Source organism: Nocardioides sp. NBC_00368, assembly GCF_036090055.1.
Lineage (GTDB): Bacteria > Actinomycetota > Actinomycetes > Propionibacteriales > Nocardioidaceae > Nocardioides.
Map to the genome: position 1 here is coordinate 84,435 of NZ_CP107970.1, position 14,660 is coordinate 99,094.

At 70.0% G+C, this 14,660-nt stretch carries 14 protein-coding genes; 2 read left to right on the forward strand and 12 right to left on the reverse strand.

Annotation, left to right across the window (positions count from 1 at the left end; all coding sequences use genetic code 11):
• The first annotated feature begins 4 nt into the window (after positions 1–4).
• Entirely contained in the window at positions 5–877 is an 873-nt protein-coding gene (locus OG984_RS00355; RefSeq protein WP_328529700.1) for a serine/threonine-protein kinase, read from the forward strand.
• Positions 878–941: 64 nt separating this feature from the next.
• On the opposite strand, the gene OG984_RS00360 is transcribed toward OG984_RS00355, so the two are convergent.
• The 3 genes from OG984_RS00360 to OG984_RS00370 are packed head-to-tail and all read right to left on the reverse strand — an operon-like array spanning position 942 to position 3,320.
• The gene (locus OG984_RS00360) at positions 942–1,607 is read right to left on the reverse strand and encodes a response regulator transcription factor (protein ID WP_008358089.1); all 666 of its coding nucleotides are present in this window, start codon (positions 1,605–1,607) and stop codon (positions 942–944) included.
• A complete protein-coding gene (locus OG984_RS00365) occupies positions 1,592–3,085 on the reverse strand; it encodes a sensor histidine kinase (RefSeq protein ID WP_328529701.1) in 1,494 nt (497 codons plus the stop codon). Before OG984_RS00365 ends, OG984_RS00360 begins: the two co-directional genes overlap by 16 nt.
• Complete coding sequence (locus OG984_RS00370; RefSeq protein ID WP_328529702.1) at positions 3,054–3,320, reverse strand: hypothetical protein; 267 nt, start codon at positions 3,318–3,320, stop codon at positions 3,054–3,056. The genes OG984_RS00365 and OG984_RS00370 overlap by 32 nt, the downstream gene beginning before the upstream one ends.
• A gap of 104 nt (positions 3,321–3,424) precedes the next feature.
• On the opposite strand from OG984_RS00370, the gene OG984_RS00375 reads away from it, so the two are divergent.
• Entirely contained in the window at positions 3,425–4,966 is a 1,542-nt protein-coding gene (locus OG984_RS00375) for an AMP-binding protein (protein WP_328529703.1), read from the forward strand.
• A 16-nt stretch (positions 4,967–4,982) separates the two neighbouring features.
• On the opposite strand, the gene OG984_RS00380 is transcribed toward OG984_RS00375, so the two are convergent.
• The 9 genes from OG984_RS00380 to OG984_RS00420 form a co-directional block, all read right to left on the reverse strand.
• A complete protein-coding gene (locus tag OG984_RS00380; RefSeq protein ID WP_328529704.1) occupies positions 4,983–6,680 on the reverse strand; it encodes a phytoene desaturase family protein in 1,698 nt (565 codons plus the stop codon).
• An 82-nt stretch (positions 6,681–6,762) separates the two neighbouring features.
• Positions 6,763–7,425: a TetR/AcrR family transcriptional regulator gene (locus tag OG984_RS00385; protein ID WP_328529705.1), complete on the reverse strand. Its 663-nt coding sequence runs from the start codon at positions 7,423–7,425 to the stop codon at positions 6,763–6,765.
• 86 nt (positions 7,426–7,511) lie between these two features.
• Positions 7,512–8,435 (reverse strand): intradiol ring-cleavage dioxygenase, encoded by a 924-nt coding sequence (locus tag OG984_RS00390; protein ID WP_328529706.1) that lies wholly within the window; start codon positions 8,433–8,435, stop codon positions 7,512–7,514.
• A 105-nt stretch (positions 8,436–8,540) separates the two neighbouring features.
• Positions 8,541–8,789: a zinc-ribbon domain-containing protein gene (locus OG984_RS00395; RefSeq protein WP_328529707.1), complete on the reverse strand. Its 249-nt coding sequence runs from the start codon at positions 8,787–8,789 to the stop codon at positions 8,541–8,543.
• A gap of 21 nt (positions 8,790–8,810) precedes the next feature.
• Positions 8,811–10,454: an amidohydrolase gene (locus OG984_RS00400; protein WP_328529708.1), complete on the reverse strand. Its 1,644-nt coding sequence runs from the start codon at positions 10,452–10,454 to the stop codon at positions 8,811–8,813.
• Positions 10,454–11,287, reverse strand: coding sequence for an ABC transporter permease (locus OG984_RS00405; protein WP_328529709.1), 834 nt, complete (start codon positions 11,285–11,287; stop codon positions 10,454–10,456). Before OG984_RS00405 ends, OG984_RS00400 begins: the two co-directional genes overlap by 1 nt.
• Positions 11,284–12,225: an ABC transporter permease gene (locus OG984_RS00410; protein ID WP_328529710.1), complete on the reverse strand. Its 942-nt coding sequence runs from the start codon at positions 12,223–12,225 to the stop codon at positions 11,284–11,286. Before OG984_RS00410 ends, OG984_RS00405 begins: the two co-directional genes overlap by 4 nt.
• On the reverse strand, positions 12,218–13,423 hold the full coding sequence (locus OG984_RS00415) for a polyamine ABC transporter substrate-binding protein (RefSeq protein WP_328529711.1): 1,206 nt from the start codon (positions 13,421–13,423) through the stop codon (positions 12,218–12,220). Before OG984_RS00415 ends, OG984_RS00410 begins: the two co-directional genes overlap by 8 nt.
• A complete protein-coding gene (locus tag OG984_RS00420; RefSeq protein ID WP_328529712.1) occupies positions 13,420–14,550 on the reverse strand; it encodes an ABC transporter ATP-binding protein in 1,131 nt (376 codons plus the stop codon). The genes OG984_RS00415 and OG984_RS00420 overlap by 4 nt, the downstream gene beginning before the upstream one ends.
• Positions 14,551–14,660: the final 110 nt, after the last annotated feature.

Below are 14,660 nucleotides of genomic sequence, written 5' to 3' on the forward strand. Positions count from 1 at the left end.
GAAGATGACCGACACCTGGGGCATCGTCCAGGGTGACGCGATCACCCCCGAGCTGACCGCGATGCGGCTGCTCGGGGGCGGCTCGTCGTACGAGGCCTTCCTGGCCTTCGACGAGGTCACCTACGGTCCGGTCGTCGCCAAGGTCCTGCGACCGAACCTGATCGACAGCGAGACCAGCCGCAACGCGCTGCGACGCGAGACCGACGCCCTGACGAACCTGAAGCACCCTGTCCTCGTCCGCAGTCTGCGCGAGGACCTCGACGGCGAGCGGCCGTACGTCGTGATGGAGCACGTCGAGGGCCCCCGGCTCTCGACCCTGATCCGCCGCCATGGGCGCCTGCCGGAGCAGCAGTACCTGCCGCTCGCGCTCGACCTGGCCTCGGTGCTCCACTACCTGCGCCGCTCGGGGTGGGTGCACCTCGACATCAAGCCGAGCAACCTGATCATGGGCTCGCCGGCGCGCCTCATCGACCTATCCGTGGCCAGGCCGGTCGCCGCGGCTGCCGCGCTGCGCCACGAGATCGGCACCGACGCCTACATGGCGCCCGAGCAGTGCCTCCCCGGCGAGCGCGGCGAGGTCGGCCCGGCCAGCGACGTCTGGGCGCTCGGCGCGACCCTCTTCCACGCCGTCACCGGCGAACGGCCCTTCGCCCACGGCGACCCGACGGCCTCGGACCGCACCGAGCGCTACCCGCAGCTCGTCTCCCGCCCCGCCGCCCTCCCCAGACGTACGCCGCCCGAGATCGTCAAGGTCATCGAGGCGTGCCTCGCTCCGGATGCCGGCGACCGGCCCGCGCCGGCCGAGATCGCCGAGACGGTCTCGCCCGCCGTGGAGCGACTGCCGCGCGCCGTCCTGGGTGGCCTGCGGATCGGCTGATACGACGGGGAGTTCGACAGGGGTTACCAGTCAGTAACCCCTGTCGAACTCCCCGTCGTATCGGTCAGGGCTGGAAGCGGTAGCCCATGCCGCGGACGGTCTCGACCCGGGCCGAGCCCAGTTTCTTGCGTAGGTAGCCTACGTAGACGTCGACGACGTTGGAGCCGGGGTCGAAGTCCATGCCCCAGGCCAGGTCGAGCAGCTGGGCGCGGGAGAGCACCTGGCCCGGATGCCGAAGCAGCACCTCGGCCAGCGCGAACTCGCGGGCGGAGAGGTCGGTCTCGCGGCCGTCGACCCGCAGCCGTCGCGTACGCAGGTCCAGCGCGACCGAGCCGGAGCGGAGCTCGCCCACCTCGGCGTCGGTGTTGTCCTGCTGCCGCAGACGTACGTTGATCCGGGCCCGCAGCTCGGCGAAGCGGAACGGCTTGGCGAGGTAGTCGTCGGCGCCGCCCTCGAGCGCGGAGACGGTGTCGTGGACCGAGTCGCGGGCGGTCAGCACCACGACCGGCATCCGCGACCCTTGCGCGCGCAGCTGGTCGAGCACCTCGAAGCCGTCGATGGTCGGCAGGCCGATGTCGAGCACCATCAGGTCGAAGGCGCCGCTGAGCGCCTCCTCGAGTCCTTCGAGGCCGTCGGCGACGGTGGTCGTCTGATGGCCGTCGGCGCTGAGGCCCTTGGCCAGGAAGGCCGCGATACGGTCCTCGTCCTCGACGATCAGGATGCGGGCCATGCCTCTCCTTCGTGTGGGTCGTGGGGTGCGGGGAGGGTGATGGTGAAGCGGGCGCCGGGCGGTGTCGCGTCCTCGACGCCGACGGTGCCGCCGTGGGCGGTGGCGATGGCGGAGACGATGGCCAGGCCGAGGCCGAGCCCCGGCCGGTCGCCCGAGCCGGTCTCGGAGCCGCGGGCGAACCGCTCGAAGATCCGCTCCCGGTCCTCGGCCGGAACCCCGGGGCCGGTGTCGCGTACCCACAGCCGAAGCGTGCCGTCGACGGTCGCCGAGCCGACCGCGATCCGGTCGCCGGGCGAGGTGTGGCCGACCGCGTTGTCGCACAGCTGCAGCATCGCCTGGGTGACCCGCTGCGGGTCGAGGCGCCAGGTGCCGGGGGTGGCCGCGTCGAGGTGCCAGTCGCGGTCGGCGAGCGCGCTGGCCTTGGCGAGGATGTCCTCGGTGAGGGTGTCGACGTCGACCTCCTCGAGCGTGAGGAAGTCGGGCCGGTCGTGCTTGGCGAGCAGGATCAGGTCGCCGACCAGCCGGCTCATCCGGTCGATCTCGTCGAGCGCCAGCCGTCGGGTCTGCTCGACCTCGGTCGGGTCGGACTCGTCGAGGAGCTCGAGGTGGCCGCCGATGATCGTCAGCGGCGTACGCAGCTCGTGACCGGCATCGTCGAGGAACTGCCGCTGGTCGGAGAACGCCTGCTCCAGCCGGGCCAGCATGTCGTTGAAGTTCCTGGTCAGAGCAGAGATGTCGTCGTTGCCCGACTCGGGCAGACGGGCGGAGAGGTCGGTGGCGCTGATCGCGCCGGTGGCCTGCCGCAGCCGGGTCAGCGGGGCGAGCAGCCGCCCGGACTGCCAGGCCGCGACCAGGGTGACGAGCAGGGCGAGGAGACCAGCCACGATCGTGTAGGTCCGCATCGTGCTGCGCAGCTCGGCACGGTCCTCGTCGAGGTAGGAGACCACCAGGAGGGCACCCTCGGTCGTGCCCGCGGCGGTGTCCTGCCGCACGGGCTGGCTGGTGATGCGTACCTCGCCCTCGGCCGTGTCGAGGTAGGTCGTCCCGCCGTCGACGACGACGCCGGCGACGGCCCTGCTGAACCGTGCGGTGGAGATCAGCGGGTCCTCGGGGAAGTGCGCGCGTGGCTTGCCGTCGACCCAGGCGACGAGGAGCTCGTCGTCGTCGGGCACGTTGCGGCTCAGGAACGTCCGCAGCAGTCCCTCCACGTCGTACGGCGCCCGGGTCTCGGGGTCGATGCCCTCGGTGCGCAGCCGGGAGAACTCGTCGAGCTCCTGCTCCATCTCGCGTGTGGTCGCGGCGTCGACCCGGCCGAGCTCGACGGCGTAGACGATGAGACCGGCGCCGGCCAGGGCGAGGGTGACCAGGAGGGCGACCGAGGCGGTGATCCGGGCGCGTACGGACAGCCCCCGGCGAGGCGGTGGCGTCGTCTCGGGAGCCTGAGGGTCAGTCGTCGTCATGGCGGTCGTCGCGGTCATCGTCGTCATCATCATCGTCGACGGGACCAGGGGTGACGACCGGGACACCCGAGGGGTCCGTGCTCGGGGACGATCCGGTGCTCGGCGCGGACGGCGAGGCCGACTGCGAGGGCAGCACGACGGGCTCGCGCGGCGGCGGGTCGTTCTCGGAGGCTCCGGCGAAGGAGCCGGCCAGGTAGACGCCGACCGCCACGAGCACGACCAGCGGGAGGACGAGTTTCAGGGTGCGGGACATGACCCTCCGATAGTGCCTGACGACCTGTCCGAAGTGGGGGTCCATGAGAGACCTCTCATCGATACAGTGATGCGGGTCACCACTTGCACCTGGAGGTAACGCCCGTGTTCGTCCCGTTCAGCGTCAACGACTTCATCGACCGAGCCGCATCCGTCTACGGCGAACGGGTGGGCATCGTCGACGAGCCCGACCAGCCGGCGGCCTCCCTCGGGGAGGTGACGTACGCCGAGATGAAGGCGCTCGCCAAGCGGATGGCGGCGAAGCTGGACGAGCTCGGCATCGGGGTGGGGGAGCGGGTCGCGATCGTCTCCCACAACTCGGCGCGGCTGCTGACCGCGTTCTACGGCGTCTCCGGCTACGGACGCATCTTGGTGCCCGTCAACTTCCGTCTCCGCCCCGACGAGGTCTCCTACATCGTGGAGCAGTCGGGCGCCTCGGTGCTCTGGGTCGACCCGGAGGTCGACGAGGCGCTCAAGGATGTGACCGCCAAGCACCGTTTCGTGCTCGGCGACGACGCCAACCTCTACGCCGCCGAGGGCGTCGAGCCGGAGCCGTGGGAGCGGGACGAGAACGCGACCGCCGCGATCAACTACACCTCCGGCACCACCGCCCGGCCCAAGGGCGTGCAGATCACCCACCGCAACATCTGGACCAACGCGCTGACGTTCGGTCTCCACGCCGGGCTGAGCGATCGTGACGTCTACCTGCACACGCTGCCGATGTTCCACGCCAACGGCTGGGGGATGCCGTTCGCGGCGACCGGCCTCGGCATCAAGCACATCGTGCTGCGCAAGGTCGACGGGATGGAGATCCTGCGCCGCGTACGCGACCACGGGGTCACCTACATGTGCGCCGCCCCCGCGGTGGCGGCCGCCGTGCTCGACGCGCTGCCGCAGTGGCAGGCCACCGAGGGCGAGATCCCGGGACGGGACAAGGTGCGGATCATCATGGCCGGTGCGCCGCCGCCGACGAAGACGGTCGTCCGTGTCCAGGAGGAGCTCGGCTGGGAGTTCATCCAGATCTACGGCCTCACCGAGACCTCGCCGCTGCTGACCATCAACCGCACCCGCGCCGAGTGGGACGACCTCGACCCGATGGAGCGCGCCGCGAAGCTGACCCGCGCCGGCGCGCCGGCGATCGGGGTGAGCCTCGACATCTCGCCCGACAAGGAGGTCCTGGCGCGCTCCAACGTGGTGCTCGAGGGCTACTGGGAGAAGCCCGAGGAGACCGAGAAGGCGCTGGCCGACGGCTGGTTCCACACCGGCGACGGCGGCAGCATCGGCGACGACGGCTACCTCACCATCTCCGACCGGATCAAGGACGTCATCATCACCGGCGGCGAGAACGTCAGCTCCGCCGAGGTCGAGGACGTCCTCTTCCTGCACCCCGCGGTCGCCGAGGTCGCCGTCATCGGCATCCCCAGCGAGAAGTGGGGCGAGACCATCCTCGCCCTCGTCGTCCTCGCCGAAGGCGCCTCCGCGACCCAGGAGGAGCTGATCGCCTGGTGCAAGGAGCGCGCCGCCGGCTACAAGGCGCCCACGGTCGTCGAGTTCCGCGACTCCCTGGCGCGTACGGCCACCGGGAAGCTGCAGAAGTTCAAGCTCCGCGAGCCCTACTGGGGCGACCGCGAGCGCAAGGTCAACTAGACGTCCGACGGGTCGCTCAGGCCGTCGCCCTGGGGCGACGCCGGGCGGCCCGACGGATCACCGAGCCCGGCTTCGAGGCCAGGAGCGGGTCGAAGTCGTCGGTGATCGGGGTCAGGTCGGCCTCGTCCACGAAGACCGCGCCGTCGCGTACCTCTGCGACGAGGTCGCGACCGAGCACGGCACTGGCGGTGCCCATGCCGCCCCAGATGGTGGCGTTGATGCCGAACATGTGCTCCGTGCTGCCCCCGGCGAGGAACAGCCCGGGGATGTGGGTGGTGACCCGCGGCCGGAAGGGACCGAGGTTCTTGATCAGCGGCGCGATGCCGTAGCAGGAGCCGTCGCTGGTCAACGTGAAGCGCTCCTGGGTGATCGGCGTGGAGGCCTCGCAGAAGACCATCCGCTCGCGGATGTCCGGGATCATCAGCTCGGCGGTGTCGAGCACCCGCTGGGTGAGCTCCTCCTTGAGCTGGAGATAGCGCTCGTCACGGCCGTACGACGCTCCGTCGGTGGGGTCCTCGGAGACGTTCCAGAACTCGTGGCCCTTCGGCGCCCAGCTGACCAGCTCGAGCGTGGAGTACCCCGCCGGCGCCGAGTGCGTACCCTCGGGGTCCTTGGCGGTCGGGCAGCTGATCCCGACGGGCATCTGCTCAGGACAGCGGCCCGCCTCGACCTCGCGGTAGTAGCCGTCGATGTCGTTGGTGGGCCACACCCACGCCAGCGGCGGCGTGCCGCGTTCGCGCAGGTCGACGTCGAGAGCGACGTAGACCGCGAACATCGGCAGCGTCATCTCCAGGTCCTGGAGCCGGCGCCGCAGGCGGCGGGTCAGGTGCCCGTCGCCGACCAGGTCGGCCCAGGTCTTCTTGAAGTCCGCGGCGGAGACGACGACCTCGGCGCGGATCTCCTCGCCGTCGGCCAGACGTACGCCGACCGCCCGTCCGTCCTCGATGAGGATCCGCTCGACGCGGGCCTTGGTGCGCACCCGGCCACCGTGCGTGGTGATCACGTCGGTGAGATGGGCGCCGATGACCTGCCCGCCGCCGCGCGGGTAGTAGGCGCCGGCCTGGAGGTAGTGGTGGAGGAAGCCGGCATGCATCGCGGTGGGCGTGCGGTAGGGCGGCCAGGTGTAGTCGCCGTTCTCGGCGAGGATCACGGCCTGCGCGTCCGCGCTCAGGCCGCAGGCGTCCATCAGCTTCGTGATCGGCCGGATGCCCCAGCGCAGCAGGTGGTAGGGGCGCAGCCGCGGCTGCTCTCCGGCGGCGATGATCCGCATGATCCGTACGCAGCGCCGCAGCCCGGCCTCCTCGCCGGGGAAGGCCTCGATGAGCCGGTCGAGATAGGTGTCCCAGCCGGTCGGCGTCTGGAAGGTGGTGCCGGGGATCATCACCTGGCAGTGGCCTTCGGGTCGCTGGCGTAGCCACTTGATCCGCTCCGTCAGAGCGAGGCCGGACAGCGCGGTCTGCATCCGGCCGCCGGGGCCGCACTCGCCGACGTAGTGGGTGCCGACGTCGAACTCGAACTTGTTGCCCGCGCGGCGGAAGACCTGGGTGCTGCCGCCGACGACCTGGTTGGCCTCGAGCACCAGGACCCGCTTGCCGTTGGCGGCGAGGTAGGCCCCGCAGGTGAGGCCGCCCGGCCCGGCGCCCACCACCACGGCGTCCCAGGTGTGGTCGTCGGCCTCGTGGCCCGGAGTGGGGGGTGTCGCGGTCTGCGTCATCACGGGTCGCTTTCGAAGCAGTAATTTGGAGTCGGACTCCAGTTAACTCGTTTCGACCCGTTCCGCCAAGTCCCGCTGTCCGTCAGGCAGGCGGCGGAGCCTGGATCAGACCCTCGAGCAGCACCAGGCCGGCTTCGATCACGGCCAGCTCGACGCGCTCGGGCTCCACCGCCAGGGCGTCCCGGCGCAACGCCAGCGCGGCCACCCCGTTCCAGGACCCGAAGAGGAAGTAGGACAACAGCTCCGGATCCACCTTCCGGATCGCGCCGGAGTCCACCGCGTCGCGGATGCTCTGCTCGAACTCGCCCCGCAGCTCGCTGAACCGCTCGACGACCTGGTCCTCCACCGCCGACCGGGGGCCGCGCTCGCCGGTGACCATCAGGTACTTCACGACCGACGGGTGCTCCAGCAGCAGCTTCAGGTAGGCCGACCCGACGCCGGCGAAACGCTCCAGCGGAGTCGTCTGCGCGGCGTAGGCCGACCGGAGCGTCTCGGTGGCCACCGTCAGCAGTCGCTCGGTGACGGCTGCCATCAGCCCGTCCTTGGTGCCGAAGTGCACATAGACCGAGGCCGGAGAGATCCCCGCCAGGGCGGCGACGTCCTCGATCCGGATCTCCTCAGGGGCGTGCTGCGACAACAGCTGCTCGGCGGCCTCGAGCACCCGGGCGCGGGTTCGCTCCCGTCGGCGCGTCCCGCGTGCCGCGGCGTCGCCGGCCTGATCCTTCGGCTTCTGGGCGTCGTTCACCCGATCAGGGTAGGGCGCAGGCAGCGTCGCCACCCGGATGTGGGTGCGCGGGCGACGTCCTGCTCGACCAGGGGTCTGACGGGACCTCAGCGCCGGGTCGGGGGCGCGGCGCCCATGGCGGCCTCGGTGGTGGTGTCGACGGCGACGGCGAGCGAGCCCTGGTAGCCGGCGCTCGGGCTGCCGGTGAACGTGCCCATCTCGAGGTCGTAGCCGTCGCTGAAGACGTTGTCGGTCTCGAGGCTGACCTTGGTCAGGTTCTCGGCCGAGCCTTCGTAGGCGTCGTCCTGATAGACCTTGCTCAGCATCTTCTCCGGGAAGGCGACCTGCGAGGTGGCGATCGCGTTCTCGCCGGTCGTGGCGGAGTCGGCGTCGGGGTAGACCTCGAAGTGCATGTGGGGCCAGCGGCCGTCGTAGCAGCCCGGGACGATGCTCTTGAAGGTCACCTGACCCTTGGCGTCGGCGACTTGGACACCGCGGAGGTACGTCTCGTCCTCGACTCCCTCCGAGTACATCGAGTAGAGGCCGGCGGCATCGCACTGCCACAGGTAGACCGCGACGCCCTCGAAGGGCACGTTGTCGTTGGCCATGTCGGTCACGGTGAAGGTGAAGGTGAGCGGCACACCGTCGACGGTGGTGCCGCCGTCGAGGCTGGAGGTGATGTCGCTGCGTACGATCCCGGACTCGGTCAGCACGTTGGTGCCGTTGGTCCCGTCGGCCGGGTAGGGGCCGTTGGTCTCCTGCGGGATCTCGCCGTCGGCGGTCGTGGACGCGTTGGACGCAGAGCCGCCGGTGGTGGTGCTCGAGGAGCCGGACGAGCCGGCCCCACAGGCGGCTAGGGCGGCGGCCCCGACGCCGACCCCGACGAGCCCGAGGACCTTGCGACGGGTCAGCAGCGTCGAGATGTCGAAGCCGGCGCCCTGGTCGACCACCTCCTCCGCGGGGCGGGCCAGCAGGCGACCTTCATAGGCGGGGCCTTCAGGGGTGTTCTCGGGTTCGGGTACGCGGCTCATCGGTTCTCCTTGACGTCGGTCTCGCTCTGTTGACCCGACTCTGACGCCCCGATCCGTGAGGACGTCCTGCCCCGGCTGTGTGGTTCCTGTGAAGTCCGCGGAGGATCAGCCGACGCTCGGGCGCGGGCCGGACATGAGCTGCGTCGCCTGCTCGTTGGACAGCTTCGAGGCGTAGCCGCAGTAGGTGCAGTCCATCCGGCGAGACCTGCTGACGGGGAAGAGCGGGATGAAGAAGAGGGTGAACTTGTTGACGTTCTCGAAGAGCCGTTGCGCGGCCCGCTGCCCGCAGTTCGGGCAGACCAGCGAGAGCGTCGCGAGCAGCCGCGTGTAGGTCTTGAACCCGAAGATGATCATGTCCACGAGTCTTGCACGCGGTCAGAGCCGGTGGACCTCGCGACCGTCGACGTACGTGAGGGTCACCTGCGTCCGGCCGAGGACGGTGGTGTCCTCGCCGAGGATGTCGTGGTCGACCACGACCAGGTCGGCGGCGAACCCGGTCTCGATCCGTCCGGTGGAGCCCTCCAGGCGGTTCAGGTGGGCGGTGCCGGTGGTGTAGCCGGCGAGGGCCTCGGTGACCGACAGCGCCTCGTCGGGCAGCAGCGGAGAGGCGTCGGCGGGCTGCTCGGGGGAGCGGCGGTTGACCGCGACGTGCATGCCGAGCAGCGGCGCCGGGTCGGAGACCGGCCAGTCGCTGCCGCACGCGATCCGGGCACCCGTACGCAGCAGTGACCCGAACACGTACTGCTGCTCGCGCGCGGCCGGTGCCAGGAACGGCAGGGTGAGCACCTCCACCGCCTCGTCGAGACAGGCCCACAGCGGCTGGATGTTGGCGGTCACCTCGAGCTCTGCGAAGCGCGGCACATCGGCGGCGTCGACGACCTGCACGTGGGCCAGATGGTGCCGCAGCCCGCTGGCTCCGTTGGTCGCACGTGCGTGCGCGATCGCGTCCAGGCTGTCGCGGACCGCCCGGTCGCCGAGGGCGTGGATGTGGGCCTGGAAGCCGTGGGCGTCCAGCGCCGCGACGTACTCCGCCAGGGCGTCGGCCGGGATGAAGGAGAGTCCGCGGTTGTCGGTGGCTCGGCCGTGGGTGTCCAGATAAGGAGAGAGCATCGCGGCGGTGTGGGTCTCGCAGACGCCGTCCTGCATCAGCTTCACACTGCCCGCGTCCAATCCCACCTGAGCGGCAAGGGAGCGCCGCTCGATGAGCGAGGGAAGCTGCTCCAAGCCACGGTCGCGGTCCCACCACTGGGCGAGGACGACCTTCGCGGTGAGCGCGCCGGAGTCGTGGGCGGCGATGTAGGTCGGCAGCGAGTCGGGCATGCCGAGACCGTCGCCGACGAGCGCGTCCTGCCAGCCCACGATGCCGACGGAGTGCAGATGGCGCTGCGCGGTCAGCAGCGCCTCCATCAGGTCCTGCGAGGTCGGGGCGGGCACCAGCGAGCCGACCAACGCCATCGCGCCCTCGTGCAGCGCGCCGGTCGGGTTGCCGGAGGCGTCCCGCTCGATCCGCCCGTCGGCCGGGTCCGGCGTACGGGCGTCGATGCCGGCGATCTCGAGCGCGCGGCTGTTGACCCAGGCGGAGTGGTGGTCGCGGTTGGGCAGGAACACCGGCCGGTCGGGAAGCAGGCGGTCGAGCGGCGCGGCGCTCGGCACCCCGCCCGGGAACGAGTCCATCGACCAGCCACCACCGGAGATCCAGGTCCGCGACGGATTCGCGGCGGCGTAGGACCCGATGGCGTCCAGGTAGTCCTCGAGCGTGGACAGACCGGTCAGGTCGCACTGGTTCATCTCCAGTCCGGCCTGGACCGGGTGCACGTGCGAGTCGTGGAAGCCGGGCAGGACCCAGCGACCGTCGAGCTCCTCGACGACGGTCTCGGAACCGACGAGCGAGTCGAGCGACGGGCCGACGGCCGCGATCCGCCCGCCCCGGACGGCGAGAGCCGCGTCCTCCCAGCGGCCCTCGCGCAGCACCCGGCCCCCGCGCAGCAGCAGCTCCGCGGGGAGAGCCCGTCCACCCATCAGGCCACGGCCATGGTGTCGGTGACCGAGGAGCCCGAGCGCTTGAGCACCCGCGCCACCAGGCCGAGGACCAGGAGCGTGAAGACCAGCAGGATGGTGGAGACCGCGGCGATCTCGGGCTTGAGACCTGAGCGGACCGAGGAGAGCACGTAGACGGGCCACGAGGTCGTGCCGGAGACGTTGATGAACGAGGAGATCACCGTGTTGTCGAGGCTCAGGGTGAAGGCGAGCAGCCCGCCGGCCAGGACCGCCGGGCCGACCAGGGGGAGCGTGACCTTGAAGAACGTCGCCACCGGCCGGGCATAGAGGTCGGCCGACGCCTCCTCCAGGGACGCGTCCAGCCCGACCAGCCGGGCACGGACGATGTAGGTGACGACCGCGGTCGCGAAGAGCGAGTGACCGATCACGAGGCGTACGTAGCCGTTGTTGAACGGCAGCAGCGACCAGTCCTGGCCGAGCGTCACGAACCAGGGGAGCAGTGCGATGCCGTCGACGATCTCGGGGGTCACCGAGACGAGCAGCAACAGCAGCGTGAACGGGCCCGTCCAGCGGCCCGGGAACCGGGCCATCGCCATCCCGGCCAGGGTGCCGAGCGCGCTGGCCAGGAGCGCCGCGATCACGGCGGTCTGCAGGGAGACGGCGACGGTGTGGCGTACGGTCGGCCGTTCGACGATCGCCGTGAACGGCTCCAGGCTGAAGCCGTCCCAGGCGGTCAGCAGGCGGCCGCCGTTGAAGGAGTAGATGCCGATCACGATGATCGGGGCGAACAGGAAGACGAAGACCAGCGTGGTCCACACGCCGAGCGCGAGATTGGTTCCGGACGGCCTGCTCATGCGGTCGCCACCTCCTTGGTTCCGACTGCCTTCGCTCCGGGCTTCGTTCCGATGACCAGCCTGGTCCGTCGCCCGACGAGCCACCCCACGCCCCACAGCAGCGCGATGGCGAGGACGACGACGAGCATGGTGAGCAGGATGAGGACGACCGCCATCGCCGAGCCCAGGGCCCAGTTCTGGGCGGTCAGGAACTGGCTGGCGATCAGCGAGCCGACCATGGTGCCCTTGGCGCCGCCGAGGACGGCCGGGGTGACGTAGTCGCCCATCATCGGGATGAAGACGAGGATCACACCGGCGATGATGCCGGGCCGCGCCAGCGGCAGCGTGACCTGGAAGAACGTCCGCACCCGGCCGGCGCCGAGGTCCTTCGACGCCTCCCCGAGCGCGCTGTCGACGCGGTCGAACGCGACGTACAACGGCAGGATCATCAGCGGGAGATAGTTGTAGATCAGGCCCAGCAGCACCGCCCCGCGGGTGTTGAGCAGGTCGTGCGGGTCCCCGACCAGACCGACGTCGGTCAGGAACCCGGCCAGGGCGCCCTCCGAGGAGAGGATCACCTTCCAGCCGATCGTCCGGATCAGGAACGAGGTCCAGTAGGGCACCATCACCAGCGCGACCAGCAGTCCACGACGGTGTGCGGGGACCTTGAGCGCCATGTAGTACGCAGCGGGCAGCGCGATCAGCAGGCAGGCGATCGTCCCCAGCACGCTCATCCACAGCGTCGCCCGGAAGATGGTGAAGAAGGTCGGGCTGAACGCCTCGGCGTAGCGTTCCAGCGACATCACCGCGTTGCTGTGGGTGCCGAACATCCCGGGCTTCTCACCGAGGCTGAACCAGGCGATCTGCAGGAAGGGCACCACGAAGAAGACCGTCAGCCACAGCCACGCGGGGACGGCCAGGACGAACCCGGGAAGCCTGCTGGACGCGCTCCTAGGCACTGGCGGCGGCCTTCAGCTTGTCGTAGACCTCCGTACGCCGGTCCTGGGCCTCGTTGACCGCACCGTTCTTCATGGTGGCGAGCTGCTCCTCGGTGAAGAAGATCATCTCGGGCAGCTCGACCTTGCGCTCCTTGGCCATCTCCTCGATGCCCAGCGCGCCGGTGTTGTAGCCGATGTAGTCCATCTCCAGGAAGGAGTTCTCCGGCTCCAGCACGTAGTCGAGGAACGCGTGGGCGGCCTCGGGGTGCGGGGCGCCGGTCGGGATGCACCAGTTGTCCATCCACAGCTCGGTCGTCGGGCCGGGCAGCACCCACTTCCAGCGGTCGGGCTGCTTGTGCTCGAGGATGCCGAGGCGGGAGTCGCCGTTCCAGTTCTGCATCAGCGCGAAGGTGTTCTGCTGCATCGCGCCGGTGGCCGGGTAGGAGTCGAAGCCGGCGATGTGCGGCGCCCACTTCTCGACCGCCTCGGCCTCGTAGGCGTCGTAGTCGGCCATGTCCTCGGTGTTCCAGTCGATGTCGTTGGCCCAGAAGTAGAGGCCGGAGATACCCTGCGGGTCATCGAGCAGGGAGGTCTTGCCCGAGGCCTCGTTCTGCATCGCGTCGATGAAGTCGTTCCACGTCGCCAGGTCGCGCTTGATCACGGTGGTGTCGTAGACGAACCCGGTGGTGCCCCAGCACTTGCACACCGAGTACTCGTTCTCCGGGTCCCAGTCCTGGCCGAGGAACTGCGGGTCGACCTTGGCGATGTTGGGGATCAGGTCCTTGTTGAGCGGGACGATGATCTCGTTCTCGATCAGCTGCGGGATGTAGACGCCGGTCGGCACGACGATGTCGTAGCCGCTGGTGCCCTTGGCCGCGACCAGCTTGGAGATCAGCTCCTCGTTGGAACCGTAGGAGTCGAGGGTCACCTTCGGGCCGGTCTTGCCGAAGCCGTCGATCACGTCGGGGGAGTCGTAGTCGCCCCAGGTGTAGATCGAGAGCGACTTCTCCACCGGCCCGCCGGTCGCGCCGCCGCCCGGCTCGACCGCGCTGGACGTCTCGCCGCCGTCCGAGCCGCAGGCGCTCAGGGCGACGCCTGCACCGGCGAGAGCCGCCAGGCTCAGGAAGTGGCGGCGGGAGAGCTCTTGGCGGATCGCTCGCGCGCCGGCATGGCTGGCCAGGATGCGTACGTTGCCGTTCTTGTTGACAGGCTTGCTCATTGCGGGCTCCTAGCCGTGGTCGGGTCGATTGAGGTGTCGAGGGGGAAGAGACGTACGTCCTCGGCGGCCCAGCCGCAGAGGACCGGGTCGCCGGGGGAGAGCCGGACGGCGCCGTGGGTGGGGCGGCGGATGAGGAGGCTGGTCTCGTCGGTGACCTTGACGAGGTACTGGATCACCTCGCCCAGCGGGGAGACCTGCAGGACCTCGCCGGCGACGGAGTTGAGGCTCTCGGCCTGTGTCCCCGGCTCGATCGAGATCAGCTCCGGGCGGATCGCGGCCTGGTGGGGCTCGCCGGGCCTCCCGTCGGGCTTCGCAGGACCCTCGATGACCACGAAGGGGGTCTCGACGGTGGTGCCGTCGGCGCTGACCTCACCCTGGAGGAAGTTCTGCTGGCCGACGAAGCCGGCGACGTAGGCGCTGGCGGGCTGGTTGTAGACGGTGTCGGCGTCGGCGAGCTGCTCGATCCTCCCGGCGCGCATGATCGCGATCCGGTCGCTCATCGCGAGCGCCTCGCCCTGGTCGTGGGTCACGAAGACGAAGGTGATCCCGAGGCGGGACTGGAGGAGCTTGAGCTCGAGCTGCATCTCCTCGCGCAGCTGGCGGTCCAGGGCGCCCAGCGGCTCGTCGAGGAGGAGGACGCTGGGGCGGTTGACCAGCGCCCGGGCGAGCGCCACCCGCTGCTGCTGCCCGCCGGAGAGCTGGGTCGGTGAGCGGTCGGCGAAGTCGAGCATGCGTACCATCCGCAGCGCCTCGACGACGCGCTCGCGGATCTCCGCCCGAGGCGTCTTGCGCTGCTGCAGGCCGTAGGCGACGTTCTCCGCGACCGACTTGTGCGGGAACAGCGCGTACGCCTGGAAGACCGTGTTCACGTCGCGCTGGTAGGGCGCGAGCCGGACCACGTCCCGGCCGCCGATCACGATGCTGCCGGAGTCGGGCTTCTCGAATCCGGCGATCATGCGCAGCGTCGTCGTCTTGCCGCAGCCCGAAGGACCGAGCAACGAGATGAACTCGCCGGCCCTGATCTCCAGGTCGAGGCCGTCGACCGCCGTGGCCTGGCCGTAAGTCTTGGTCAGGCCGCTGATCGTCACCGAGCCGGAGGATGGGTCCGGGGTAGCTTTCGTGGTCATCGCTGCTCCAGTCGATTGTTCACTTAGCGCTGCATTCCACCACAAGATCCGGTGAAAAGTACGGAATCGGTTGTAAAAGAACGGTTACGAACTGGATTCCGTGCCGGGTG

Excerpts from the sequence above, each read along its gene's own strand:
- OG984_RS00415 (WP_328529711.1), bottom strand. The coding sequence starts at position 13,423 with ATGAGCAAGCCTGTCAACAAGAACGGCAACGTACGCATCCTGGCCAGC.
- OG984_RS00370 (WP_328529702.1), bottom strand. The coding sequence starts at position 3,320 with ATGTCCCGCACCCTGAAACTCGTCCTCCCGCTGGTCGTGCTCGTGGCG.
- OG984_RS00355 (WP_328529700.1), top strand. The coding sequence starts at position 5 with ATGACCGACACCTGGGGCATCGTCCAGGGTGACGCGATCACCCCCGAG.
- OG984_RS00420 (WP_328529712.1), bottom strand. The coding sequence starts at position 14,550 with ATGACCACGAAAGCTACCCCGGACCCATCCTCCGGCTCGGTGACGATC.
- OG984_RS00360 (WP_008358089.1), bottom strand. The coding sequence starts at position 1,607 with ATGGCCCGCATCCTGATCGTCGAGGACGAGGACCGTATCGCGGCCTTC.
- OG984_RS00405 (WP_328529709.1), bottom strand. The coding sequence starts at position 11,287 with ATGAGCAGGCCGTCCGGAACCAATCTCGCGCTCGGCGTGTGGACCACG.
- OG984_RS00400 (WP_328529708.1), bottom strand. The coding sequence starts at position 10,454 with ATGGGTGGACGGGCTCTCCCCGCGGAGCTGCTGCTGCGCGGGGGCCGG.
- OG984_RS00380 (WP_328529704.1), bottom strand. The coding sequence starts at position 6,680 with ATGACGCAGACCGCGACACCCCCCACTCCGGGCCACGAGGCCGACGAC.
- OG984_RS00395 (WP_328529707.1), bottom strand. The coding sequence starts at position 8,789 with ATGATCATCTTCGGGTTCAAGACCTACACGCGGCTGCTCGCGACGCTC.
- OG984_RS00390 (WP_328529706.1), bottom strand. The coding sequence starts at position 8,435 with ATGAGCCGCGTACCCGAACCCGAGAACACCCCTGAAGGCCCCGCCTAT.
- OG984_RS00365 (WP_328529701.1), bottom strand. The coding sequence starts at position 3,085 with ATGACCGCGACGACCGCCATGACGACGACTGACCCTCAGGCTCCCGAG.